Origin of the sequence: Tardiphaga sp. 841_E9_N1_2 (assembly GCF_051811065.1) — a bacterium.
In the GTDB taxonomy this organism is placed as follows: Bacteria; Pseudomonadota; Alphaproteobacteria; order Rhizobiales; family Xanthobacteraceae; genus Tardiphaga; species Tardiphaga robiniae.
Genome location: NZ_JBPWQC010000001.1, coordinates 5,474,607 through 5,499,199 on the forward strand (window position 1 = coordinate 5,474,607; position 24,593 = coordinate 5,499,199).

24 protein-coding genes are annotated in these 24,593 nt (G+C 62.2%); 14 read left to right on the plus strand and 10 right to left on the minus strand.

Translation table 11 applies throughout. The features are described 5' to 3' along the window. Positions 1 to 103: 103 nt before the first annotated feature. Positions 104 to 1,714 (plus strand): acyl-CoA synthetase, encoded by a 1,611-nt coding sequence (locus AB8A50_RS26215; RefSeq protein WP_439079435.1) that lies wholly within the window; start codon positions 104 to 106, stop codon positions 1,712 to 1,714. 234 nt (positions 1,715 to 1,948) lie between these two features. Here AB8A50_RS26215 and AB8A50_RS26220 read toward each other — a convergent pair whose 3' ends face one another. Then, on the minus strand, positions 1,949 to 2,470 hold the full coding sequence (locus AB8A50_RS26220) for an SRPBCC family protein (protein ID WP_439079436.1): 522 nt from the start codon (positions 2,468 to 2,470) through the stop codon (positions 1,949 to 1,951). Positions 2,471 to 2,687: 217 nt separating this feature from the next. Here AB8A50_RS26220 and AB8A50_RS26225 point away from each other — a divergent pair, with 217 nt between their 5' ends. Continuing rightward, positions 2,688 to 3,305 (plus strand): LysE family translocator, encoded by a 618-nt coding sequence (locus tag AB8A50_RS26225; protein WP_175368816.1) that lies wholly within the window; start codon positions 2,688 to 2,690, stop codon positions 3,303 to 3,305. Between the two features lie 80 nt (positions 3,306 to 3,385). Further along, entirely contained in the window at positions 3,386 to 4,360 is a 975-nt protein-coding gene (locus tag AB8A50_RS26230) for a DUF3592 domain-containing protein (RefSeq protein ID WP_439079437.1), read from the plus strand. Between the two features lie 39 nt (positions 4,361 to 4,399). Here the strand turns inward: AB8A50_RS26230 and AB8A50_RS26235 are convergent, their stop codons facing one another. After that, positions 4,400 to 5,203: an N-formylglutamate amidohydrolase gene (locus AB8A50_RS26235; RefSeq protein WP_439079438.1), complete on the minus strand. Its 804-nt coding sequence runs from the start codon at positions 5,201 to 5,203 to the stop codon at positions 4,400 to 4,402. A 126-nt stretch (positions 5,204 to 5,329) separates the two neighbouring features. On the opposite strand from AB8A50_RS26235, the gene AB8A50_RS26240 reads away from it, so the two are divergent. Continuing rightward, on the plus strand, positions 5,330 to 6,238 hold the full coding sequence (locus AB8A50_RS26240) for a transglutaminase family protein (protein WP_309948006.1): 909 nt from the start codon (positions 5,330 to 5,332) through the stop codon (positions 6,236 to 6,238). 8 nt (positions 6,239 to 6,246) lie between these two features. After that, complete coding sequence (locus tag AB8A50_RS26245) at positions 6,247 to 6,642, plus strand: gamma-glutamylcyclotransferase family protein (RefSeq protein WP_439079439.1); 396 nt, start codon at positions 6,247 to 6,249, stop codon at positions 6,640 to 6,642. Here the strand turns inward: AB8A50_RS26245 and AB8A50_RS26250 are convergent. The 4 genes from AB8A50_RS26250 to AB8A50_RS26265 form a co-directional block, all read right to left on the minus strand. Then, a complete protein-coding gene (locus AB8A50_RS26250) occupies positions 6,639 to 7,856 on the minus strand; it encodes an MFS transporter (protein ID WP_439079440.1) in 1,218 nt (405 codons plus the stop codon). The genes AB8A50_RS26245 and AB8A50_RS26250 overlap by 4 nt on opposite strands. Before the next feature lie 156 nt (positions 7,857 to 8,012). Continuing rightward, positions 8,013 to 8,333, minus strand: coding sequence for a BrnA antitoxin family protein (locus tag AB8A50_RS26255; RefSeq protein WP_439079441.1), 321 nt, complete (start codon positions 8,331 to 8,333; stop codon positions 8,013 to 8,015). After that, positions 8,302 to 8,601 carry a BrnT family toxin gene (locus AB8A50_RS26260; RefSeq protein WP_439080036.1) on the minus strand — a complete coding sequence of 100 codons (300 nt, stop codon included), beginning with the start codon at positions 8,599 to 8,601 and terminating at the stop codon, positions 8,302 to 8,304. The genes AB8A50_RS26255 and AB8A50_RS26260 overlap by 32 nt, the downstream gene beginning before the upstream one ends. A gap of 101 nt (positions 8,602 to 8,702) precedes the next feature. After that, positions 8,703 to 9,257 carry a chlorite dismutase family protein gene (locus AB8A50_RS26265; RefSeq protein ID WP_320446877.1) on the minus strand — a complete coding sequence of 185 codons (555 nt, stop codon included), beginning with the start codon at positions 9,255 to 9,257 and terminating at the stop codon, positions 8,703 to 8,705. A 365-nt stretch (positions 9,258 to 9,622) separates the two neighbouring features. On the opposite strand from AB8A50_RS26265, the gene dnaG reads away from it, so the two are divergent. Both dnaG and rpoD read left to right on the plus strand, forming a co-directional pair. After that, positions 9,623 to 11,653 (plus strand): DNA primase, encoded by a 2,031-nt coding sequence (gene dnaG / locus AB8A50_RS26270; protein WP_089262095.1) that lies wholly within the window; start codon positions 9,623 to 9,625, stop codon positions 11,651 to 11,653. A gap of 280 nt (positions 11,654 to 11,933) precedes the next feature. Beyond that, positions 11,934 to 14,063, plus strand: coding sequence for an RNA polymerase sigma factor RpoD (gene rpoD / locus AB8A50_RS26275; protein ID WP_089262093.1), 2,130 nt, complete (start codon positions 11,934 to 11,936; stop codon positions 14,061 to 14,063). A gap of 186 nt (positions 14,064 to 14,249) precedes the next feature. On the opposite strand, the gene AB8A50_RS26280 is transcribed toward rpoD, so the two are convergent. Next, positions 14,250 to 15,074 (minus strand): LytTR family DNA-binding domain-containing protein, encoded by an 825-nt coding sequence (locus AB8A50_RS26280; protein WP_439079442.1) that lies wholly within the window; start codon positions 15,072 to 15,074, stop codon positions 14,250 to 14,252. Between the two features lie 120 nt (positions 15,075 to 15,194). Between AB8A50_RS26280 and AB8A50_RS26285 the strand changes: the two genes are divergently transcribed. The 3 genes from AB8A50_RS26285 to AB8A50_RS26295 all read left to right on the plus strand — a co-directional run bounded on the left by AB8A50_RS26285 (position 15,195) and on the right by AB8A50_RS26295 (position 17,635). After that, positions 15,195 to 16,166 carry an alpha/beta hydrolase family protein gene (locus tag AB8A50_RS26285; protein ID WP_439079443.1) on the plus strand — a complete coding sequence of 324 codons (972 nt, stop codon included), beginning with the start codon at positions 15,195 to 15,197 and terminating at the stop codon, positions 16,164 to 16,166. A gap of 195 nt (positions 16,167 to 16,361) precedes the next feature. Then, on the plus strand, positions 16,362 to 17,291 hold the full coding sequence (locus tag AB8A50_RS26290) for a Ku protein (RefSeq protein ID WP_439079444.1): 930 nt from the start codon (positions 16,362 to 16,364) through the stop codon (positions 17,289 to 17,291). Next, positions 17,288 to 17,635, plus strand: coding sequence for a hypothetical protein (locus AB8A50_RS26295; protein ID WP_439079445.1), 348 nt, complete (start codon positions 17,288 to 17,290; stop codon positions 17,633 to 17,635). The genes AB8A50_RS26290 and AB8A50_RS26295 overlap by 4 nt, the downstream gene beginning before the upstream one ends. Before the next feature lie 261 nt (positions 17,636 to 17,896). Here AB8A50_RS26295 and AB8A50_RS26300 read toward each other — a convergent pair whose 3' ends face one another. Next, positions 17,897 to 18,523 (minus strand): hypothetical protein, encoded by a 627-nt coding sequence (locus AB8A50_RS26300; protein ID WP_439079446.1) that lies wholly within the window; start codon positions 18,521 to 18,523, stop codon positions 17,897 to 17,899. 171 nt (positions 18,524 to 18,694) lie between these two features. On the opposite strand from AB8A50_RS26300, the gene AB8A50_RS26305 reads away from it, so the two are divergent. Beyond that, positions 18,695 to 19,102: a DUF4345 domain-containing protein gene (locus AB8A50_RS26305; RefSeq protein ID WP_439079447.1), complete on the plus strand. Its 408-nt coding sequence runs from the start codon at positions 18,695 to 18,697 to the stop codon at positions 19,100 to 19,102. Positions 19,103 to 19,240: 138 nt separating this feature from the next. Continuing rightward, the gene (locus AB8A50_RS26310; protein WP_439079448.1) at positions 19,241 to 20,188 is read left to right on the plus strand and encodes a restriction endonuclease; all 948 of its coding nucleotides are present in this window, start codon (positions 19,241 to 19,243) and stop codon (positions 20,186 to 20,188) included. A gap of 185 nt (positions 20,189 to 20,373) precedes the next feature. On the opposite strand, the gene AB8A50_RS26315 is transcribed toward AB8A50_RS26310, so the two are convergent. Further along, a complete protein-coding gene (locus AB8A50_RS26315; RefSeq protein ID WP_439079449.1) occupies positions 20,374 to 21,000 on the minus strand; it encodes a P-loop NTPase fold protein in 627 nt (208 codons plus the stop codon). 110 nt (positions 21,001 to 21,110) lie between these two features. After that, a complete protein-coding gene (locus AB8A50_RS26320) occupies positions 21,111 to 21,347 on the minus strand; it encodes a hypothetical protein (RefSeq protein ID WP_068733419.1) in 237 nt (78 codons plus the stop codon). A gap of 909 nt (positions 21,348 to 22,256) precedes the next feature. Between AB8A50_RS26320 and AB8A50_RS26325 the strand changes: the two genes are divergently transcribed. Both AB8A50_RS26325 and AB8A50_RS26330 read left to right on the plus strand, forming a co-directional pair. Beyond that, positions 22,257 to 23,084 carry a lytic murein transglycosylase gene (locus AB8A50_RS26325; protein WP_170849748.1) on the plus strand — a complete coding sequence of 276 codons (828 nt, stop codon included), beginning with the start codon at positions 22,257 to 22,259 and terminating at the stop codon, positions 23,082 to 23,084. Between the two features lie 275 nt (positions 23,085 to 23,359). Continuing rightward, positions 23,360 to 24,589 (plus strand): GGDEF domain-containing protein, encoded by a 1,230-nt coding sequence (locus tag AB8A50_RS26330; RefSeq protein WP_439079450.1) that lies wholly within the window; start codon positions 23,360 to 23,362, stop codon positions 24,587 to 24,589. Positions 24,590 to 24,593 lie beyond the last annotated feature (4 nt).

Here is a 24,593-nt window from a genome sequence, read left to right on the forward strand (position 1 = left end):
TTTGGCGGACGGGACTCCTCGTTTAAGAATGGGGCCGCGGCCGTTCAGACTTCTCCCCTGGAATAACGAGAAGAAGCAAACGAGGCCGCAGGGAGCGCCTGCCATGCTGGTCGAAACCACGGATTATGAGACGCTCGCCCGCAATTTCCGCTGGGATGTGCCGGAGCGATTCAACATCGCGACGGTGGCCTGCGACCGTCATGCCGACGGTAGCGGGCGGCTGGCGCTGATCTATGTGGACGAGGACCGCGGCACGCATCGTTTCTCCTTCGACGAGATGCAGGCTTTCTCGCGCAGCTTCGCCAATGTGCTGAAGACGGATGGCCTGCAGCGCGGCGACCGCATTGCGGTGTTTTTGTCGCAATCGGTGGAATTGCCGGTGGCGCATCTCGCGGCATTCCGGTCCGGGCTGGTGTCGGTGCCGCTGTTCACGCTGTTCGGCGAGGACGCGTTGGAATTCCGCCTTGCCAATTCCGGGGCCAAGGCCATCGTCACCGACGCGAGCGGCTGGGACAAGTTGTCGAAAATCCGCGAGCGGCTGCCTCATTTACAAGATATCTACGTCACGGACAGTGCACCGCATGCCGGCGCCAAATCGTTCTGGTCGGCGATCGAGGCGGCGTCCGAAGACTTCACCACGGTCGATACGTCCTGCGACGATCCCGCCATCATCATCTACACCTCGGGCACCACGGGAAATCCCAAGGGCGCGCTGCATGCCCATCGCGTGCTGCTCGGCCATCTGCCCAATGTGGAGATGGTGCACGGCTTCTTTCCGAAGCCGGGCGACGTCTACTGGACGCCGGCCGACTGGGCCTGGATCGGCGGGCTGTTCGATGCGCTGTTTCCGGCCTGGTATCACGGCGTGCCGATCGTTGGCTATCGCGCCAGGAAATTCGAACCTGACGCCGCGATGCAGCTGATGGCCGATCACAAGATACGCAATGTGTTCCTGCCGCCGACGGCGCTGAAGCTGATGCGGCAGGCAAACGTGAAACATCCCGACGTCAAGCTGCGCAGCATGCTGACTGGCGGCGAGTCGCTCGGTTCGGAATTGCTCGACTGGGTGCGCAATACGTTCGGCATCGACGCACATGAGATCTACGGCCAGACCGAATGCAATCTCGTGGTCGGCAACAATGCCGATCTGTTTCCAATCCGGCCAGGCTCCATGGGCAAGCCGACGCCGGGCTTCGATGTGCGTATCGTCAATGAGCAGGGCGAAGAATTGCCGCGCGGCGAACGCGGCATTGTTGGTATCAGACAGCCCAATCCCTGCACCATGCTCGGCTATTGGCAGAACCCCGAAGGCACCGCCAAGAAATTCGCCGGCGAATTCCTGCTCACCGGCGATCTCGGCATTCAGGATGATGACGGTTACTTCTGGTACGTCTCGCGCGAAGACGACGTGATCACCTCGGCCGGCTATCGCATCGGCCCATCGGAGATCGAGCATACGCTGCTGAAGCATCCCGCGGTCGCGCTGTCGGCAGTGGTCGGCATTCCCGATCCGATCCGCACCGAAGCCGTGAAAGCCTGGATCGTGCTGCGCCCGGGCTTCGTGCCCAGCGATGCACTGGCGCGCGAGTTGCAGGACTTTGTGAAATCGCAACTCGCCGCCCATGAATATCCGCGCCATGTGCAGTTTGCGGAGTCACTGCCGATGACAGCGACGGGCAAGGTACTCAGGCGGGAATTGCGGGCGCTGGGGTAGGGCGAGAAGATAGCAGCGGCACTCCGCTAACCTCTCCCCGTTCTTTACGGGGAGAGGTCGCCGCGTCTTCGCGGCGGGTGAGGGGCATGGCACTCATTCACAACAATCGAGAAACTACCGGATCGCACCGACCCGATAGAAGAAAATTGGTGCATCGACGTGCCCTTGCCCCTCACCCCGACCCTCTCCCCGCGCAGAGCGGGGAGAGGGAGCGCGCCGCCGGCGTAGCGTCGCTCACATCCCGGGCACCTTGATTCCCATCTCCTTCAGCGCCGCCAGCAGCTTCAGTGGCGGCTCCATCTGGATTGCGGGGACCTTGCCCGTTTCCAGCAGGCTCTTCAAGCCCGACAGGATCGCCGGCCAGCCTGCGCGTCCGCCGGACAGGATGTCGTCACTGAGTTGGCGATCATGCGCCTGCGTCATCGTCAGCTTCACCGTCTCGGCCGACGGCATGAGATCATAGGTGACGAGTGTCGAGCCGAGCGCTTCGACAAGTCCGGGCCAGTTGACGTCCCAGGTGATGACAAGTTTGCGCGGCGGATCGTGTTCGATCACCTCGCCCGAAACATGCAACGATCCATCCGGCGCGAGAACCTTGAACGCGCCGCCGATCTTCTGTTCGAGCTCGACCGCGAAGCCGGAAAAATACTGCCGGCTGAACTCCGCCGAGGTCAGTGCTAGCCACACTTTTTCGGGCGTGGCGGCAATGTAGATCGTGTAGACGATCGCGGGCCGGAACCTGTTGATATCGATCATGGCCGTTGCTCCATGCGTGCGGTGACAGGCAACCAGATGGCGCCCTGCCGGGCAAGTGTGTTTTGCTGCGAGCAATACGAGTGCTAGTGTTAAGACAACACACCGTCGTCATGCCCGGCCTTGTGCCGGGCATCCACGTCTTAGCCTGCAGTGAAGGCGTGGATGGTCGGGACAAGCCCGGCCATGACGTAGATAAAATCGGAATAGGAGCGTGCCGATGTCGCTGCAAGTCTATCTCGCCTTTGTCGTCGCCTGCATCGCGCTGGCGCTGCTACCCGGTCCGAACGTCACGCTGGTGATTGCCAACGGGCTGCGCTACGGCACGCGCGCGGCGATGATCAGCATCGCCGGAACGCAAGCGGGGCTTGCCGTGGTCATAGGCATCGTCGCGCTCGGACTGGCAACGCTGATGGCCACCATGGGCTATTGGTTCGACTGGGTGCGCTTTGCCGGCGCCGCCTATCTGGTGTGGCTCGGCATCAAGATGGTCCGCGCGCCGGTCGAGGGTATCGATGCGGATACGCCGCCGGCGCCGCCGCGCGGCGGCTTCTTCCTGCAGGGCATGATGGTGCTGCTCAGCAATCCGAAAGTGCTGGTGTTCTTCGGCGCCTTCATTCCGCAATTCGTTGATATGGAGAAGAACCACATCCTGCAGGTCGGCATCCTTGGTGCGACTTTCATGGTGACGGCCGCGCTCACCGATATCGTGTATGCGGTGGCCGCGGGCCGTGCGCGACAATTCTTCTCGGCACGGCGCACGCGGTTGCTGTCGCGCATCTCCGGCGGCTTCATGATCGGCGGCGGGGTCTGGCTGGCGCTGACCCGAGCGCGGTGAATCTTTTGTCGCGCTGAACCTTTCGCCGCATCGTCACGTCAAACTTCGGGGCGCGCCGCGCCGTGCCATGAGGTTTCGCCGTGCCCGACATTCCCTGGTTCGTCTATGCCATGCTGCTGGCGCCGTTCGGCCTGATCCTGGTCGCCGCCGGCTATAAATATCTGCAGGTCCGGGCTGCCAGCGACTGGCCGTCCACCTTCGGCAAGGTGATCGTCTCGACCTCCGAAGCACGAGACGTCAAGGTGCTCGACGACACGCGCGAGGAGCGCAAGCGCACCGAGCAACGCAACTTTGCGAATATCGTCTACGAATACACCGTTAGCGGACAGAAGCTCACCAACAATCGCGTCAGCATCGGCGAGGACCGCGGCAATTTCGAGGTCGCGGAAACGATCGCGCGCTATCCGGTCGGCACCGCGGTGATGGTCTATTACAACCCGCGGCACCCGCGCGACGCCGTGCTCGATCGCGAGATGCCGAAGGGCATTGGCGGTTGCCTTGGCATCGCTGCAGTTATCGTGCTGGCGATCGTGGTCGGCGGCATCTTTGGCGGCGTCCGCATCAACGAATTCATTGCAGACCATCTTGCCGATCCGAAACGATCGCCGATTGTGACGGCGCTCTGCGGGTTCGGCTTCCTTGTTGCTTTGTTCGGCCTGGCGCTACACCGGCAGGGGTCTCTGGCCAAGAAGTGGCCGGTGGTGCCCGGCATCGTCAAACTGGGCGCGCCCGAGACCTATGTGAGCCGTGACAGCGACACCGGTCGCAGTGGGCCGGTGATGCAGACCCGGAACGTGCAATACAACTATCGCTTCAAGCACGTCGCCTATATCGGATCCGCCGGCAGCTTGAGCATGAGCAACCCGAACCCGCCGCAATGGCAGTTGCGGCTGTTCGGGATGGACTACAAGAACGGTGACGCGGTGAAGGTCTTCGTCAATCCGGACAATCCGTCTGACTCGACGCTGAGCCCTGGTGGCCGCGCGGCGTATTTCCTGTGGGCGGTCGCGGCGGGATTTGTGGTGGTGGCTTATTTCATCGGGACGCACGGCTAGGCACCTCACGCCGCGCGGGTGCATTGGCAGCATCAAGAGCTAGAGATGCGATGCGCGCGGCGTGATCAGCGTCGCCTCGATCTCCGTAAAAATGCGCGTCAGCCGCTCCGCCCACTCCGTCTGGCCGCTTGGGTCGGTGATCAGATCCTGCCGGATCTCGATGCCCGTATTCATCAGTCCGCGCTTCTCGCCATGCACGGGGATCGTGTAGTCGGTGGCATCGGACACCGCATAGGGTTCGTTGTCGCCCACCACCAGATCGGCTTCGGCGCGCAACAGCTGCAGCAACAAGGGTGGCAGTTTGCTGTCGTGCTGATAGAGCGTGCCGATATGCCAGGGGCGTTGAATGCCGGCATAGATAGGCGTGAAACTGTGCAGCGACACCAGCACTGTCGGCTGGCCCTTTGCCAGCCTTGCATCGATCACCTCGTCGATGCGCCGGTGATACGGATCGAAGATCAGCTCGCGCCGGCGCGCCTTCGCATCGGACGTGAGACCGTCATTGCCGGGCACGGTGGTCGCCTCGCTGATCAGCGGAATCGCGCTTACGGCGTCCGGCGGGCGGTTGCAGTCGATGACGAGCCGCGAATAGCGCTGGGCCACGAGATGCGCATCGAGCGCCCGAGCCATCTGCTCGGCGACGCCGGCGATGCCGACATCCCAGGCGATGTGGCGGACGAGCTCGCTCTCGGGCAGGCCGAGATCGCCGAGCATGTCGGGAATCAGCCGGCCGTAATGATCGCAGGTCAGGAGAAAAGGGGATGTGCCGGCGGTATTGAGTTCCAGAACGGGCGGAACCTCCTGGGGGCCGAGACGTAGGGATGTGTCTTGATCGCTATCCAAGGCTCTGTCCAAGATTCTGTCCAAGGCTTTTTCCCGATATTGCCTAACGATGCGGCATCCCGGCCTGTGATTCTGCAGGCTTCCGTATAAATTACACGGGACAAATCACGCATGAACGAACCATTGATGCCCTTGCTCACGATTCATCACAAGACCGAATATCGCTACGCGCATCCCGTCGCATTCGGCGAACACCGGATCATGCTGCGGCCGCGCGACGGCCATGATCTGCGCATGCTCAACGGCAAGCTTGAGATCACGCCCGAGCCGGCGTCGCTGCGCTGGATCCATGACGTGTTCGGCAATTCGGTAGCTATCGCCACTTTCGATGAGCACGCGCGCAAACTCACCTTCGTATCCACCGCAACCATCGAACATCTGCCATCGGATGAGTTCGCGCTGACCGCCGACGACAAGGCCTATTTCTATCCGTTCCTCTATGACGCCGAGGAGCTGCCCGATCTGCAGGAATTCATCCGGCCGCAATATGGCGATCCCGATGGCGAACTCGCCGCATGGGCGCGCGGATTTCTCGATCCGCAGGGCCGCACGCCGACCGTCAATATTCTGACCGGCATGACGCTCGGCATCCGCAAGCAGTTCGCCTATCGCAAGCGCTACGAGCACGGCACCCAGCATCCGCTCGATACGCTGCAGACCAAATCCGGCACCTGCCGCGATTTCGCGCTGTTCATGATCGAGGCGCTGCGCCGGCTCGGCATCGCCGCGCGTTTCGTGTCGGGCTATCTGTTCATCCATGGCGACCGCGAGCACAATTATGTGGGCGGCGGCTCGACCCATGCCTGGGTGCAGGTCTATCTGCCGGCCGCAGGCTGGATCGAATTCGACCCGACCAATGGCATCATCGGCAGCAAGGATCTCATTCGCGTCGCGGTCGCGCGCGATCCGCGTCAGGCGGTGCCGCTGCACGGCACCTATATGGGCTCGGCCGATGCGTTTCTTGGCATGGATGTGAGTATCAATGTGGTGTCCGCGGGCGACGATGTCGCCGCGGCGCTGGCCGAGAAAGTCTGACTTAGATCATGCCCGATCGCGTTTTCGTCTACGGCACGCTGATGCGCGGCTTCGATCATCCGATGTCGAAGCTGCTCTCGTCCGGTGCCGATTTCCTTGGTGAAGCCTCCTGCTGCGGCAGGCTGTACATGGTCGCGCATTATCCCGGCCTGCTGCATTCCGACGAGGCCAATGATGTCGTGTTTGGAGAGCTGTTCCGGCTGCGGAATGTGGATGAACTGATGGCCGCGCTCGACGACTATGAGAGCGTCGGTCCGGGCCATCCGCAGCCGAATCTGTATCTGCGTGAGCGGATTGCGGTGATGCTGGCCAATGGCAGCGTGAGCGAAGCCTGGACCTATATCTACAACAAGCCGGTCGATGAAACGAAGCGCATCATGTCAGGGCGTTTCCTCGCGCCCTAGCTCACCTTGCGTCTGCTGGCGACCTCAAGGCAGAACAGCGCCAGCGCAATCAGCGATGCACCGATGCCGATCAGTGCGATCATCGACGTGCCGCCTGATGCCACCGCAAATCCGCTAAAGCCCGAGCCGACTGCGCCGCCGAAGAAGGCGCAAGCGAGAAACAGCGCGTTGAGCCGGCTGCGGATATGGCCGGCGAGGGCATAGATCGCGCGTTGTCCGGCAACGACATTACCCTGCGTGCCGGCATCGATCAGGATGCCCGCGATCACGAACAGCGTCACGGCCGTCGCGCCGCCGGTGTGGCCGCCGATCCAGGTCAGCACGAAACTCACCAGCACCAGCAGCATCGCAGTGACGGTCACGAGATCGCCGCGGCCGCGATCGGCGAGGCGTCCCGCCAGCGGCGCCACCAATGCGCCGCCGGCGCCCGACAGCAGGAAGGCCGACATGGCGATATGGCCGAACGAAAATGGCGGCTGGTCCAGCACCAGCGGCATCGCCGTCCAGAACAGGCTGAACGAGCCGTAAAGCAGGCATTGATAGGCCGAGCGCTGTTGCAGCACCCGCGTGGTCAGCATCAGGTCCCACAGCGAGTGGATCAGCGTCGCATAGGTCAACTCATGTTTCGGCTGCCGGCGCGGCAGCGCGATCACCATCAGCACGAATACCCCGCACATCAGCACTGCGGACATCACGAACACCGCGCGCCAGCCGAACGAGCCGGCCACCATGGTGGCCAGCGGCCGCGACAGCAGGATGCCGAACAAGAGCCCGCTCATCACGGTGCCGACGATCTGCCCGCGCCGTTGCTCCGGCGCCAGATGTGCCACCACCGGCAGGATCATCTGCGTGCCCACGGCGGCGATACCGAGCAGCAAGGTCGAGGCGATGAAGATCGCTGCAGTGGGTGCGGCTGCGGCGATCAGCAGGCTCACGATCAGGCCGCCCAGCGTGATCAGGATCAGCCGCTTGTTCTCGACGAGATCGCCGAGCGGCACCAGGAACAGCAGGCCCAGCACATAGCCGAACATCACCATGGTGAGCATGATGCCGGCCGACGACAGGTCGAGCCCGAAGCTCTCGCTGATCGGTCCCACCAGCGGCTGCGCGTAATAGATATTGGCGACGGTGACGCCGCAGGCGACGGCAAAGGAAAAAATCAGCCAGCCGCCGGGACCGGAGTCGCGGGCGAGATGTTCGGACGATGAGGACATGGAGGCTTTCAGGCGGGCGGGGCGGTGGGAGAGATATGGCGCATGTGATGCCATGCCAGAAGTGCGGCGTCTTGAATGGGAGCCATGCAGGGTGGATGTTCGGCGCCGGTCCCGCCCTCAGCCGCTCCTATGGAGCGGCGGGGAATGACGGGAGAACTATGCCCGTTTCTTGGTCTTCGGCTTGGCCTTCTGCAGCATATAAGACCGCAGTACCGCGTTCATCCGGCCCTGATAGCCATCGCCCTCGTTCTTGAAGAAATCCAGAACGTCTTCGTCGATGCGGATGGAGATGGCTCTCTTCCTGGCGGGCATGACGACGACGCCATCCGACCAGTCGATATCGAGAGGCACGGCGTCGGGATCATTGCGAACCGCTTCTTCGATCTGTTCGTCGGTCAGTGCGTCGAGTGCGGCCCAATCGGTCCTGCCTCGAATAGGTTCGTATCTAGAGACGATCGTAATGTTTTCTTCGCTCATCTTTTCGCGCGCGGCGCGCCGAGATGATGTGGCAGAATGTGCCGCGGATCGTGCACGCGACGGCGACTTCTCGCCCTTCGAGATAGCCGAAGATTTGGTACCTGATTTCGCCATGACGATCCGATCTCCGGACGAAAATGTAGCCGTCAAAGATTTGTCGAACGTGAGCAAAGTCGATCTTGTGATCGATCAGATTGCTTTCGCGCTTGGCCGGATTCCAGCCGAACTCGGAAATGCCGACGAACAAATCCGCAAGGTTCTCTGTCATCGCAAAGCCCCGATCAACGCCAGCAACTATAGGGTGCTGAGCTGGGAGTTTGCTACGCAAGAGTTAGGTGTCGTTGTATATACGATTGTATATGCTGCTGGTCAAGCCGCCTTCACCACCCGCACGTCGACCTCGCGCTCCACATAGCTCCATTCTTCCGTCTCGCGCAGGCCGCCGACGAGATCCTCGAACTCCTGCGCGTGCTCCGGCGCATATTCGAACCAGGTGAGGAAATCGAAGGGCTCGCCGAGGTCGCGGGAATGATAGAGCTGCCGCGCGATGGCGGGCAGGTATTTCAGGCTGTCGGCGATGTGGCGGGATTTGTCCTCGAAAATGCGGCGGCGCTCGTTCTGGGTCATGTCCCACCACGCCGCGTTCTTCCTGATCGGGATCAGCGCGCCATGGGTTGCCTCGGGTCGGCCAAGGCCGGCCTGTGCCGCAACCAGTGCGATCTTCTCGGTCCGCTCGACATAGCGGACATGGCTGGCGACGCCGGCGAGGCGCCACGATGTCTGCGACGGCAGCAGCGGCAGCGAGATCGCGTCGGCATGGGTGATGGACAGCGCCGCAACGGGTTTGAGCGTCTCGCCCTTGACGGGCGAGATCGAGATCACCTGCCATGCACCGGTATTTCCGCCGCGGAATGTCGTGAACATGGAATATGTGATCGTGGAACCGGGGTGAGTTCAAGCAAATTGACACAAACTCGTCATTCCGGGGCGCGCGCGGCGACAGCCGCACGCGAACGTCAGAGATGTTCATCGTCGCTCGCTTCCCGGTGTCCAGTCGCGATGAACACAACGGGATTCCGGGTTCGCCCGCGCAAAAGATGCGCGCGCGCCCCGGAATGACGAGCTTTATTTTCGCCTGTGAATAGCGGGCGCAAGAACCGCAGGTTCAAATCTGCTCCCGGAAAACCTATATCCATGGTCGGCTGGGCCAAGGCTCATGGGCTAAAGCCCAAAAGGCTCACATCCGAGCCCGCAACACTTACCTAACCCGATCGCACGATAACTGCCCCATGCGCTTCACGCCCCAATTCCTCGACGATCTGCGCGCCCGGCTTCCGGTTTCGGAAGTCGTGAGCAAGCGCGTCAAGTTGAAGAAGGCGGGGCGGGAGTGGAAAGGGCTGTCGCCGTTCCAGCAAGAGAAGTCGCCGTCGTTTTTCGTCAATGACGAGAAGGGATTTTACCACGACTTCTCCAGCGGCAAGCATGGCGACATCATCAATTTCGTGATGGAGACCGACGGCGCGAGTTTCGTCGAGGCGGTGGAGCGGCTGGCGCAGATGGCGGGGGTGGCGCTGCCGGCGGCGACGCCGGATGCCGCGCGCCACGAGCAGCGCCGCAAGACGCTCTATGACGTCATGGATCTCGCCGCAAAATTCTTCGCGGACACGCTGGTGGGGCGCGAAGGCGCCCGCGCGCGCGGCTATCTCGCCGATCGCGGTATCACGCCCGCGGTGCAGCTCCAGTTCCGCATGGGCTTCGCATCCGAAGATCGGTTCGCGCTGAAGGAATATCTCGGCGCCGCCGGCGTGCCCGTGCCAGACATGGTCGAGGCCGGATTGCTGATCGGCGGCGAAGACATCCCGGTGCCCTATGATCGCTTTCGCGATCGCGTGATGTTTCCGATTTCCGATGTGCGCGGACGCATCATCGCCTTTGGCGGCCGCGCGCTGAAGAAGGATGCGCCGGCGAAATATCTGAACTCGCCGGAAACACCGCTGTTTCACAAGGGCGACAATCTCTACAACCTGCCGATGGCGCGAAAGGCTGCCCACGACGGCGCGCCTTTGGTGGTGGTCGAAGGCTATGTCGACGTCATCGCCATGGTCGGCGTCGGCTTTCCCGGTGCGGTCGCGCCGCTCGGCACGGCGCTGACCGAGAACCAGTTGCAGCTGCTCTGGAAGATGGCCGACGAGCCGATCCTGTGTTTCGACGGCGACAAGGCCGGGCAGAAAGCGGCATGGCGCGCGGCGGAGCTGGCGCTGCCGCATCTCAAGCCCGGCAAGAGTTTGCGATTTGCGCTGCTGCCCGAAGGACAGGATCCCGACGACCTCGCGCGCTCCGGCGGGCGCGCGGCGATCGAGGACGTGATGGCGGCGGCGGGCACGCTGTCGGATCTGATCTGGGCACGCGAGATCGCCGGCGGCACGTTTGCGACGCCGGAGCGCCGTGCGGCGCTGGAGGCGCGCATCAACGAATTGTCGAACGGCATCCGCGACGATGTCGTGAAGAAATACTACCGCCAGGACATGACCGAGAGGCTGCAGCGCGCCTTCGGCACCGGCCCAAAAAACTACGGCGGTAACTATGGCGGTAACAACGGTGGCCGCGGCGGCTTCCAGCAGGGTGGCGGAGGCGGCGGTTTTGCCCGTTCCCCGCGTCCGTTTACCCCCGGTCCAGCCGGGCGAATCAGTGGCGGCGGACGCGGCGGGGCCAATGCCGGGCCGCAAACCATCCAGCGCGGGCCCTATCAGGTGGTTAGTCCACAGCTTGCGACCTCGTCGATCATGCGCGGCCAGCGCAGCGCCATTTCGAGGCGCGAGGCGCTGATCGTGCAGTCGCTGATCAACCATCCCTGGCTGCTGCATGACCGGCTGGAGGAGGTGGCGGCACTGGAACTCGCCCATCCCGAGATGCACCGGTTGCGTGCCGGGATCATCGCGGCCTTTGCCCATGAGCATCATCACGGCGATGAGGCCGAGCAAAGTGAACAAATGCGTTCAGATCTGGTTAAAGCCGGATATTCTGAGCAATTACAGCATGTTGAGCAGGCAGTTACCACTCAGGCGGTGTGGGCGGCGCGGCCTGGTGCGGCCCGCGAGGATGTTCTTTCCACCTGGACGCAGCTCGTTGCCTTGCATCGCCAGTGGCACTCATTACTTAGGGAGCTTAAAGACGCGGAGCTTGCTCTGGGCGCAGAAGCGAGTGAAACGAACTACGGCTGGTTGCGCGATGTGAAGGCCCGGTTGGCTGAGGTCGACGGGATCGAGGCGCTGATCGAGGGGTTCGGAGAATCCTCGGGGCGGTTCCAGCGCAGTTCGTGAAGCAACTTTGCTGCGGATGGTGCCCGGGCAAACCGCGAAAAGACTCGCCAAACCCATGGTTTGGCTGCAAAAACAGGGTTAATCCGGGCTTAAGGCTCTCCACGTTAAGGGTCTGGGCTTAAGTAGTGAAAACCGCGAAGACGACGTCGGGGGTGGCGATGGATATGCGCCGCCCTTTGTGCGTCAAGCGGTGACGATGATTGGATCGGGGCGCTTGCGCCCCCTGGATTGATAGTGGGGCGGTGACGCCCCCGGCGTGAGCGCGTTTCAGGAGCATTGAATGGCCACCAAGGCAAAGACGCTGCAGACCAAGGACAAGGAAAAAGACGACAAGGCAGCTGACACGCCGGAGAAGGACTCCGCAGACGCGCCGTCACCTTTGCTCGACCTGTCCGACGCTGCCGTCAAGAAGATGATCAAGCAGGCCAAGAAGCGCGGCTTCGTGACCTTCGATCAGCTCAACGACGTCTTGCCATCCGATACCACCTCTCCTGAACAGATCGAAGACATCATGTCGATGCTCTCCGACATGGGCATCAACGTTTCCGAAAACGAAGACAGCGACGGCGAGGAAGAGAGCAAGGACGAGGACGACGATACCGACAACGAACTCGTCGAAGTCACGCAGAAGGCCGTCACCGAAGTCAAGAAGTCGGAGCCCGGCGAGCGCACCGACGATCCCGTCCGCATGTATCTGCGCGAGATGGGCACCGTCGAGCTGTTGTCGCGCGAAGGCGAAATCGCCATTGCGAAGCGCATCGAGGCCGGCCGCGAGGCGATGATCGCAGGCCTCTGCGAAAGCCCGCTGACCTTCCAGGCCATCATCATCTGGCGCGATGAACTCAACGAAGGAAAGATCTTCCTTCGCGACATCATCGATCTCGAAGCGACTTACGCTGGCCCCGACGCCAAGAACAACATGAACCCGGCGCTGATCGCCCCGCCCACAGGCGATGGCGAAGCTGTGGCCGAAGGCGCCGAAGCCGTGGCCGCACCGCCGGCTGCGCCGCCGTCCGCCACGCCGTTCCGTCCGGCGCCGCCGCGTTCGGCGCCTGCCGCTGCTCCCGCCGGCGAAAGCACGTCGGAAGGCGCTGCCGACGGCGACATGGACGACGACGAGTTCGAGAACCAGATGTCGCTCGCCGCCATCGAGGCCGAGCTGAAGCCGAAGGTGGTCGAGACCTTCGACAAGATCGCCGACAGCTACAAGAAGCTGCGCAAGCTGCAGGAACAGGACATTGCGAACCAGCTCGAGAGCGCCTCGCAGGGCCCCTCGCTTTCGCCGTCGCAGGAGCGCAAGTACAAGAAGCTCAAGGACGAGATCATCGTCGAGGTGAAGTCGCTGCGCCTCAACCAGGCGCGTATCGATTCACTCGTCGAGCAGCTCTACGACATCAACAAGCGCCTCGTGTCGTTCGAAGGCCGCCTGCTGCGTCTCGGCGACAGCCACGGCGTCGCGCGCGAGGACTTCCTGCGCAACTATCAGGGCTCGGAGCTCGATCCGCGCTGGCTCAACCGCGTCTCGAAACTCTCGGCCAAGGGCTGGAAGAACTTCGTCGCCATCGAGAAGGACCGCATCAAGGAACTGCGCGGCGAAATCCAGCAGCTCGCGGCCCTCACGGGCCTTGAGATCGGCGAATTCCGCAAGATCGTGCACGGCGTGCAGAAGGGCGAGCGCGAAGCCCGTCAGGCCAAGAAGGAGATGGTGGAAGCCAACCTCCGTCTCGTGATCTCGATCGCCAAGAAGTATACCAATCGCGGCCTGCAGTTCCTGGATCTGATCCAGGAAGGCAATATCGGCCTGATGAAGGCCGTCGATAAGTTCGAATATCGCCGCGGCTACAAGTTCTCGACCTATGCGACCTGGTGGATCCGGCAGGCGATCACCCGTTCGATCGCTGATCAGGCCCGCACCATCCGCATTCCCGTGCACATGATCGAGACGATCAACAAGATCGTGCGCACCTCGCGTCAGATGCTCAACGAGATCGGCCGCGAGCCGACCCCGGAAGAGCTCGCCGAAAAGCTCGGCATGCCGCTGGAGAAAGTGCGCAAGGTTCTGAAGATCGCCAAGGAGCCGCTGTCGCTCGAAACCCCCGTGGGTGACGAGGAAGACTCGCATCTCGGCGATTTCATCGAGGACAAGAACGCGATCCTCCCCATCGACGCGGCGATCCAGTCCAACCTGCGCGAAACCACCACGCGCGTGCTGGCCTCGCTCACCCCGCGCGAAGAGCGCGTGCTGCGCATGCGCTTCGGCATCGGCATGAACACCGACCACACGCTGGAAGAAGTCGGACAGCAGTTCTCGGTGACCCGCGAACGTATCCGTCAGATCGAAGCCAAGGCGCTGCGCAAGCTCAAGCACCCGTCGCGGTCGCGCAAGCTGCGGTCGTTCCTGGATAACTAACGGTCGCTGTCGATCACTCGATCCTTCTGATGATGCCCGGCCTCGCGCCGGGCATTTTCGTATGTGCGTGCCGTGCTTTCACGCGCTCGTTGCCGGGGTACGTGGCTGCAAATATGTTCATGATTTGTTCTTTTCGTCAAGAGGCTTTGTGTCGCGCGTGTCACCCGCCGCGGAGCGGATGGCGGACTACGTGTCGCCAATCGGTCCTGCGCGCGCTGGTTCGACGCCGCGATTGTCCGGCGCGGTCTCTGTCGTGAGCCAGCCGGCCTCGCGCACCATGGCCACGGCCGAGCGGGAGACAGGGGCGGTGATCCCGTTGACGAGTTGCAGGCGCAGATTGCGGCCCTCGGTCACGACGCGCACAACGGCCTTCCTCGCGACCCACCATGACCGGTGCACCTGCAGGCCGTCAGCGGTGCCGAGAGCCGTCATGGCCTGATTGAGCGTTGCCAGCACCAACCGGGAGTGGCCGGCGATATGGTGGACGCGGACATAGTGATCTTCCATCTGCAGGCAAAGCACCGCGAAGGGCGGCGCACCGAGCAGGCCGAAAGCCGTTGGTGGCGCGTCGTCGGCTTCCTTGGCCTGGTGCTGCTTGTGTCGTCGCGCCTGAAGCAACAGGGTGAAGCCGAGCACGACAGGCAGGGCGGTGATCAGTCCTTGCACATACCAGTCGAGCGGGCCCAGCCTTCTCAGGAACGGCCATATCGATACGCCGATCCACGCGGTCCAGATCTGAAATGGGACGGTCAGGATGGCGACGCCGAGGACGATGGCCGTCCACGTCATCCACGGCCTCAACTGGAATCGCAGCACCACGCGGATCAGGGACCCATACAGCAGGATTCCCGACCAGAAGCAGGCAAGCTGAAACGCCACGCGCTGCCATGCCGGTCCATTCAGATAGCTGCCGAATGGTCCGATCAGGCCGAGGAAGATGGCGCAGACGGTCGCGATCGCCAGGTCGACGGCCCAATCCCGCAGAAAATCACGTTGCCAAGCGTTGCTCATGACGTCTCATCGCAGCGGTCCGCCCACCGGCGAACCCGTTCGCCCATTGGCGAACAACGGCTGGCGCAGGGCGTCGCCCTTTGCAGAACTCGGGTGTCATCCCAATCCGCAGGAGGTTCCATGCGCAGCATCATCGCACAGGTTTTCGTCGCATTCATCGCTATCGCCGCCGCCAGCCAGGCCGACGCCGCGGTCGGCTTCCAGCATTTCAGCATCAGCGATCCACAAGGGCCACCCATCGAGGTCGGCGTTTGGTATCCCACCGGCGCTGCGCCGAAGCTGCAGGCGATTGAGTCCGATCAACAGATGGTTGCCCGCGATGCGGCGGTCGCGGGTGACCGCCTGCCGCTGGTGGTCATATCCCATGGTCACGGGGGCTCCTATGCCGGGCATCTCGACACCGCCATGGCCTTGGCCAATGCAGGTTTCGTCGTCGCCGCCCTCACGCATAACGGCGATAGCTGGCGCGACCCGGGCAACCCCACCGCGATCTGGGAACGGCCGCGCCAATTCAAGCTGGTCACGGATTATATGCTGGACGCATGGGGGGACCATGGGCGTATCGATGCGACGCGCGTCGGCGCCTTCGGCTTCTCGGCCGGCGGTTTCACGGTGCTCGCGGTGGCCGGTGGCGAGCCGGACCTGCGGACTCTCGGGGATCACTGCAGGGCGCATCCCGCTTTCGAAGATTGCCAGATCGTCGAACGGCACCCGCTTCCGCTGGATGCCGATATCGTCTGGGCCCACGATCTGCGCATCAAGGCGGTCGTCTCCGCGGCGCCCGCCCTTGGTTTTGCCTTCGGTCGCAAGGGCCTGGCGGCGGTCCGTCAGCCGGTCCAGCTTTGGCGGGCCGAGGACGACCAGGTCCTGCCACATCCCTATTATGCGGAGGCCGTCCGCCTCGCTTTGCCGACGTTGCCCGAGGCGCATGTCGTGGCGAATGCCGGGCACTACGATTTCTTGACGCCATGCTCCGCGCAACTGGCAACACGCGTGCCGGCGATCTGCACCAGCAGACCGGGGTTCGACCGCGCTGCATTTCATGAGCGCTTCGATCGCGACATCGTCGCGTTCTTTACGTGGGCGCTGTAGTCGCGGCCTGGATTTGGTCAGCCCGACAGCTCTCTTCATCGAGATGGGCGCGCGCACCTGCGGTGCGCGTCGGCGGCCTCGGCCGCGTGCTGTTCGAAGGTCGGCCTGGCCGAACTGGTTCCGGCGCCGGGAACAAATCGGGCGGGTCCCGCTTGAGTCGGGATTGTGTCGCGTCGTGTGAGTTGGAGTATTGCCATGGCCCCGCGTGCCAATTGGAAGGGCTTTTTGCGCCTGTCCCTCGTGAGCTGTCCGGTCGCGCTGTTTCCCGCCACGTCGGATTCCGAGAAGATCAGCTTCAACCAGATCAACCGCAACACCGGCCATCGCATCAAATATCTCAAGGTCGACGCGGATACCGGCGAGGAGGTGGCGGCGGACGACATCATGAAGGGCTTCAAGGTCGATACCGATACCTATGTCGAGGTGTCGAAAGACGAACTCGACAACATCGCGCTGGACTCCACCCGGACCATCGAGATCGACGAATTCGTGCCGAAGGCCGATATCGACCCGCGCTACGCCATCCGTCCCTATTACCTCGTGCCCGATGGCAAGATAGGCCACGACGCCTATGCGGTGATCCGCGAGACCATCCGCGACATGGGCAAGGTGGCCATCGGCCGGCTCGTGCTCACCAATCGCGAGCACATCATCGCGCTGGAGCCGTTGAAGAACGGGCTGATGGGCACGCTGCTGCGCTATCCCTATGAGGTGCGCGACGAGGCGGAGTATTTCGACGACATCCAGGACGTCAAGGTCACCAAGGATATGCTCGATCTGGCGCGGCATATCGTGGAGCAGAAGGCCGCCGAATTCGAGCCCGGCAAATTCGAGGATCGCTACGAGTCCGCATTGGTCGATCTCGTCAACCAGAAGCGCAGCGGCGTCGCCCTCAAGCCGCATGGCAAGGCGCGGCCCGGCACCAATGTGGTCGATCTGATGACTGCTCTGCAGCAGAGCCTCAAGGGCGGCGGCGCCGCGCCGAAGCCGAAGAAGCCGCCGAAGCGCGTCGCCGGCCAGAAGGAAATGCTGCTGCCGATCACCGGCAAGAAGGAGCCCGCGCCGGCGAAGAAGGCGGCGCGGCCGGTGGCCAAAGGCGTAACCAAGGGCAGGAGGGCGGGATGACGCGCGCCTGGACCCCGTCGCTGGTGCCGGATGCCGGCGAGCAGACCGTCTATCTCGTGCTGGATTGTTTCGACCGCGCCGGCTGCGCCTGGCGCGAGGCCGATGTCGCGGCGACCGATCTCGAAACCGTCATCGCCGACCTGATGTCCGGCCAGTACAACGATCCGCAGCGCGTGATCGCCTTCAACACGGCCGAGCGCTGGGCCGACGACGTGTCGGAAGACGTCGCCCGCGAGATCCGCCGCCGCGCCGACCGCAATTACGAGGACGTCACCTCGTCGCTCGACGACTTCGTCCTGCGCCACGCCGGCCGCGAACGGCAGCTCACGCTCAGGCTGGCGTGACGCGGGGCCTGCAATACTTTTCCGCGACGAGCGGGGTGACCGAATAAAAAAGGCGGACCGCAAGGTCCGCCTTTTTATCGTGCGCGCTCTTAACCTCTCCCCGCAATGCGAGGAGAGGTCGACCGGCGGAGCCGGTCGGGTGAGGGGCCGTCACCGACGCAGCCTCGATCTCCACCTTTCGGGTCACACTCGCTGTGCGCGGGAGCGCGGAGATGGGGGGCGCCACACACGCCGCCGCCTCATTGTCGCGCCCATACCCCGCTAGCGCGTTCTCGCAAGCCGCCCTTCATCCGGTACGATCAGCGCTTCCGGCAGCTCCGTCGGGTCGTATTCGGTGACCTTGGACATGTCCATGCCCATCGCCGACAGAAAGGCGACTGCAGCAAGCACGATGAACAGAAGGCCTAGCGCGCTCTTCGGAACGGGATCGGACAGCAGCGAGACGAGTCCGAACAACAGCAGGAATGCGCCGAGTATCACGCGCTCTATGCGGGCTTGCCGCGGAGACTTTCCTGCCAAGTAGCGCACCGATGGCGAGCCATAGGCGACTAGTCGGTTGTGCAGATCGTGCACGAAGGCGCGATAGTCAGGCGCCGTCTTCTGCCCCCACCGGCCATGGCGATCGGTGACAATGAGCTGCCGGTGCGCGCCGAAATCGATCGTGCAGGTCCGGTGTGCGCGCTTGTCTTCGTTCTCAGGCATATATTGCAGGCGAACGCTGACGATCTGCGCCAGCGGCATTGTTTCCGTCTTGCTTCCGACGATCCAGGCGATGGAATCGTCACTCAGGCCGACGCCCCGGTCCTTCGCGTTGAAGTCGGCATGCCATGTGTCGGCGAGGAGATAGAGGTCGAAGATCCGCTGTCCCGGAAGCTTTCGCGCGTCCATGCATTCACTCAGCTCAGGCAGCCGGCGATCACCGGCAGCTTTGATACATCCCCGGCCTTCGCCAGCAGCAAACGCCGCTCCACAGGATCACTGCAGCACACCCTATGATTGTTCCCGGCCGCGCGCTAGCGTCGGGCATTGCCGTTGCACATTTTCAAAAGGGATATTGCCATGCCCGCCGAACCGATGCTGCTCAGTCAGCGCGTTGCCCAGGTCTGCCTGTTTCTGGTCGGCGCCATCGCCATCTTCGGCGGCTCGCTGCAGATGTATCTGGGCCAGCCCGAGACCGCGCCGCGGCTCGACAACGTGCATCGCTTCATGGGCGGCATCTATCTGATGTCGGGCGTCATGGGCCTGTGGGCGGCATCGACCATTCGCGAGCACAACACGCTGGTTGTCCTGATGGCGGCGACGGTGTTCGTCGGCGGCCTCGGCCGTGTGCTGTCGATATCAAAGGTCGGCCTGCCCGAACCGCATGCCGTGTGGATCACCTATCTCGTGCCGGAGCTGGTGATCCCGTGGATCATCATCGCGGCGCAGGTGATGACGAACAGGCAGATGGCGGGTGGGGCTGGGTGAGGGCTGTAGGGTGGGTTAGCGAAGTGTAATCTGCCAAATACACGTCGAGGCGGTGCAATACGCTACGCTATTGCGTCTTACGGCTGGTTGCTATTTCAAACTTTGAAGTCACTTGCTTGAAGGGCCGTCTGATAAGAAATGTTCAATTCCGTCACAGAAGGTATCAAAAAATGGCTGGTGGGCGTCTTCGCCTCAGCCATTAAGCATATGACCCGGCCGGAAGATCGTGTGATCGCCATCCAATGGCTGGGCCAATCGCGTGAGGTAGTGGCCAGCGATCTGCGACCAGTCGAGAAGTTCAAGAAACTTAATGAGCTGATTAACTCGCGTGCTGCGATCAAGGCAGTCGCCGGGAGCGTTTCTGAATCTGTCTCGAACTATCGGAGTTCGAGTCTTCCTTGGTCGATGAAAATAGCTCTGCCGGCAACGCTTGCTGCGATCCCGATGTTCGGAGGACAGGCTGCAGGCATAGCCGCATTCGGGGGCGCTCTCGGTGTGCCCGTGCTGCTCCTGATCTTTCTCGGTGCGGCTGGTATCACCTCGATTATTGAAACAGTCGTAACGAGTCCGGGTGTGAGGCCGCATATCGCCGAGATCATTGAAGTTATTATCAATGACGAGCGGATGCGGCGCGCGAGTGCGGCCATGAAAGCGGCAATGAGGGATCAACCAGTTGATCCCGCGCCTTTCGCGATGCCTGACGAGGAAGTGGCAAGGCGAGAATATCTATTGGAGATGGACCCATTCGACTTCGAGAAGTACATAATGAATTTTTTCAAGACGGCGGGTTTGGAATCGCTCGTTACGCCAAAGTCGAATGATCTCGGAGCCGATGGCATTGCTGTTCACGATAACGGTCCGATCGTTGTTCAATGCAAGCGAAACGGAAGTGAAAACAAGGTGGGACGCCCCACGGTCCAGCAATTCAAGGGCGTCATCGAGGAGCACAATGCGTGGCGCGGTTATATCGTCACCACGTCAAAATTTACGGAGGAAGCAATATCGTCGGCAGCGCTCTCGGAGAAAGTGGAGCTAGTCGATATTGATATGCTTTTGCAGTGGCATATTGCTGCCCCGACGTTTTAGAAATTTAGCATGAGCTTGGCGAACACGACAGGCCGGGCCTGCCCGAACCGCAGGCACTGTAGATCACCTATCTGGTGCCGGAGCTAGTGATCCCGTGGATCATCATCGCGGCGCAGGTGATGACGAACAGGCAGATGACGGGTGGGGGTTAGCGAAGCGTAATTCTTCGAAAATTGGATGGCGGATTACGCTGAGCTAATCCTCTGTATAGGGGCGAGTTCTCCAAGTCGACCTAGTAGTGATGCAAAAGCCTTTTGGATTCCCGGACCTAATTTCTCTCCGAGTGCCCTGGCTAGTTCGCTCAGAAGAGCGGTAGCGAGCTCTGATCGTCCTGCTATCAACCAAGGTGAAAATCTGACTTGGATTGTTCGCCTCTGGCCCTCGGTCGTTTGAAGAAGCTTCCAATAGGTGTCTGCTTTTTTTGCTTCCTCTTCTGACTCGAGCCACTTTTTGAATTGGTCAACTCTGTAATCAAATCTTGTGTTTGAAAAATTGAAGCCCGATACATCGTATACGTCCACACGATCGCGAATGATGTCGTAGACGTCTGCTAGCTTCTCCAATGCGTCCAAGGTCTGTGGTTCTTCGGAGGCAAGAGCTGCGACGCGCTCCATTTCAATGTGAGTCAAGTGACGTAACGTCATTTCAATAACGCTACTCTTGCCAGCCCCCCAATCGCCGATCACTGCGATCACAAAGCCATCTTTTGCCAGCAGCAGCGTATCGATCGAGCGGGCCAGTGCGAGTGAAAACCTCGACCGCCCCAGCAAGTCATCACTTGGGCGTGTGACTGGACGATCACTGTGCTTCATATAACGTTTCTCGCAAATATTCACCGCGAGGCGTTATCTATCACTCAATTTATAGGTGTGTTCTGATGATTGCTTGCCATACACAGAAATCGGCTGTTTTACGGGGACGCCTACTTCTTCTTCGCGCCCACGCGCTCGACGCTCTTGATCTCCAGCGCCGGACGGCCGGACTTTTCGGCGATCTCGCGGTCCTGCTCGGCGATGGCGGCTTTGGCCGGCTCGTCGCCGTCGAGTCCCCCAAGCAATTCGGAGGGCACGCGGCGGTTGGAGCGCTGCGAGCCGTCTTCATAGAAGACGTTGAAGAAGGCGAATTCGCCTTTGGGATTGGTACCGGGTTTTTTGGCCATGGCGGTTAAGTGGGGGATGGCGCAGGCGAAGTCAAAGCCTTAGCGCGCAAAGCGTGCATGCATCTGTGGGCAAAAGCGGGCAGTGGTTACCGGCGGGACGCGCCGCGCGGCCTGCGTCCAAAAGTTCATGATTTGTTCTTGACGTTTCGGGAATAAGGATTATTATCCCTCCGTCCTGCCCCACCGAGAGGGGCGATCGCGATCGTCACGTTCGCGGGGCAGGATGCGGTGGACGCCGGAGATGCGGCGTCACGCGGTTCATGGGGAACGTCTGTCTTCGGGCAGGACGGATCTGCGCCAGCACTGCCACTGGCAAGGACACGGTCGACCTTGAGATGGAAAGACCCCTGGACAGTGTGACGGACGACCAAATCGAAACGCGTTCGGCTTACTCGCTTGAGGCTACCCTGTCCCTCCGCCCTGGGACATTAATTTTGGTGATGGGACCGTTCGCCATGGCAGATGTGCAAGCAACCGAAAAAACACCGTATGCGGAACGTCGGGCACTTGCTCGGCGCCTCCGAAAGTCCTGATGCACTCACAATTGCGGAAGACCGCATTCGCATCAGGCCCACGGGTGCAACGGGCACCTGGCGTTCCGCACGCCCTCTCTCAGGAGGGTGGGAATGCGACAGACGACGGCGCCCCCGCGCCGCAAACAACAGGGGTGATGACGCATGTCTGAAGATCCCACGCACGTCATTCCGGGGCGCGGCCGGCGCTTGCCGGACGCGAGCCCGGAATCCCGACATGGGAGGCTCAGATAGCGCTAGGCCATGTCGGGATTCCGGGTTCACGCTTGCCGCCTTCGGCGTCGCGCGCGCCCCGGAATGACGAGAACAAGGCGCGCCGTTGTTCGGACACACCGGTCATGCCACACTCCGGTATCGCCAACCTAACAGGTTTTTCATGACCAATCGTATCACCGCCATTGCCATTGCCGCTGTGTCCTTCGTCTCGGTTGCGCTGACGGCCACCGCCTCGCAGGCCGCCAAATGCGGCGGCGACTTCCAGAGTTTCATCGCGGCCATGTCGCAGGAGGCGGCCGCCGCCGGCGTGTCGCAGGGCGTGATCTCGCAGGCCTTTGCCGGCGTGACGCAGGACCCCGCGGTGCTGTCGTTCGATCGCCGCCAGCGCGGCACCTTCAACAAGAGTTTCGAGCAATATGTCTCGACCCGCGTCGGCCAGGGCCGCATCTCCATGGGCCTGCAGATGATGCAGCGTCACGCCTCGCTGCTGTCGCGCATCGAGCAACGCTTCGGCGTGCCGCCTGAAATCGTGGTGGCGATCTGGGGCCTCGAGTCGGATTTCGGCAAGGGCGATATCGGCAAGATGCCGGTGATCCGCACGCTCTCCACCATGGCGCATGACTGCCGCCGCACCGAACTGTTTCAGGGCGAGCTGATCGCGGCGCTGAAGATCCTGCAGCGCGGCGACCTGCCGCAGCGCGACCTGATCGGCGCCTATGCCGGCGAGCTCGGCCAGACGCAATTCCTGCCGTCGAGCTACATCAAATACGGCGTCGATTTCGACGGCAACGGCCATGTCGATCTCAGGCATTCGGTGCCGGACGTGCTGGCCTCGACCGCGAACCTGCTCAAGACCGCAGGCTTCAAGGGCGGCCAGCCCTACGGCGAGGGGACGGCGAATTTCGAGGCGATGCGCGAGTGGAACAGGGCCACGATCTATCGCAAGACCATCGGCTATTTCGCCGATCGGCTGGCGGCCGGCCGATAGGCGAGGGGACGATAGGGCGAGGGCGCGCGCGGTTTTAAGCTTGTGTTAAGCCGCGCGGCCGCCGGGCGAACTTGGGGAACCCCGATGGTGAAAGTCGGATTAACTCATTCCCTTTCACTCTTTCAAAACCACACTGGGGATTATCCGCCGCGAGTCAGATTCCGTTAAGCGTCGCCGACGCATTTTACCACCTGCTGGGAACGAGTGGTGAGAGTGATGGCGGGGATCGACAGCAGCGCGCAGAAGCGCGACGCACAACGTGGCGGGTGTCGCCGATGTTGAACGTCGGCACGCTGTTCACGGTGTTCACCGTCAACTTTTTGGCCCTCGGTGTGGTCTGGGCCTATGTGGCCACCAGCTATCCCAATCTGCACGCGGCGCGTTACTGGACAGCCGCCGCGTTCGCCGCGGCGCTCGGCAACAGCATCTCGGTGCTGCGCGGCGTCGGCGTCGATCCGCTGATCGCCATCGTGCTGGGCAACGGCCTGCTGCTGCTGGCCACCAGCCTCGCCGCCATCGGCATGAATCAGTTTTACGGCCGCCCGGCGGGCTGGCGCGCGCAAGCCGTCATCATCGCCGCCAGCCTTGCCGGCCTGCTGCTGTTCACGCTGTGGCACGACAACATGACGATGCGCGTGCTGATCTATTCCGCTGGCCAGTCGATCACCGTTGTCATGACCGTGCCGCTGTTGTGGTCGCGCAAGGATGGCGGCGGCAATGCCGGCGCCCGTCTCGCCGGCTCGCTCGCCATCACGCTCGTTGCTGCGCATGCCGTGCGCTCGGCCGCGGCGCTGGCGAATATCGGCGGCAATATGACCTTTGCCGATTTCAACAATCTCCAGGCCATGATGGTGCTGGTGCTGGTGTTCCTGGCGATGTCGTGGAATTTCGGATTCCTCCTGATGGCCATCGATCGCCTGCGCGGCGAAGTTGCCGAACTCGCACTGGTCGACGATCTCACCGGCGTCGCCAATCGTCGTCATCTGGTGCAGCGCCTCACCGAGGAATGCGCGCTGGCGCGTCGCACGCAAAAGCCGTTCGCGCTGCTGGCGATCGATCTCGACGGCTTCAAGGAAATCAATGACGGCCACGGCCACGCGGCCGGCGACGATTGCCTGCGTCACTTCACGCTGATGACCCAGAGCAAACTGCGCCCCGGCGATCTGCTCGCGCGTTCCGGCGGCGACGAGTTCAGCATCATCCTGCCGGCGACGACGTTGCACGAAGCGGCAAACATCGCGCGCCGCATTCTGGATGTGTGCCGCATCGACGCCGCAGGCTGTGCGCCCGGCGAGATTCCGATTGCGGCGTCCATCGGCGTGGCGCAGTGGCACCCGCAGGTCGGGCAGTATCCGGAGCGACTGATCGCGGCTGCCGACCAGGCGCTCTATGCCGCCAAGCACGACGGCAAGAACCGCTTCGCCCTATGCGATCTCGAAGCGCCGTCGATGGTGCCGGCTCTCAACATGGATGAAGCCATCGACCGCGCCCGCAAGCTGGCCTGATCGC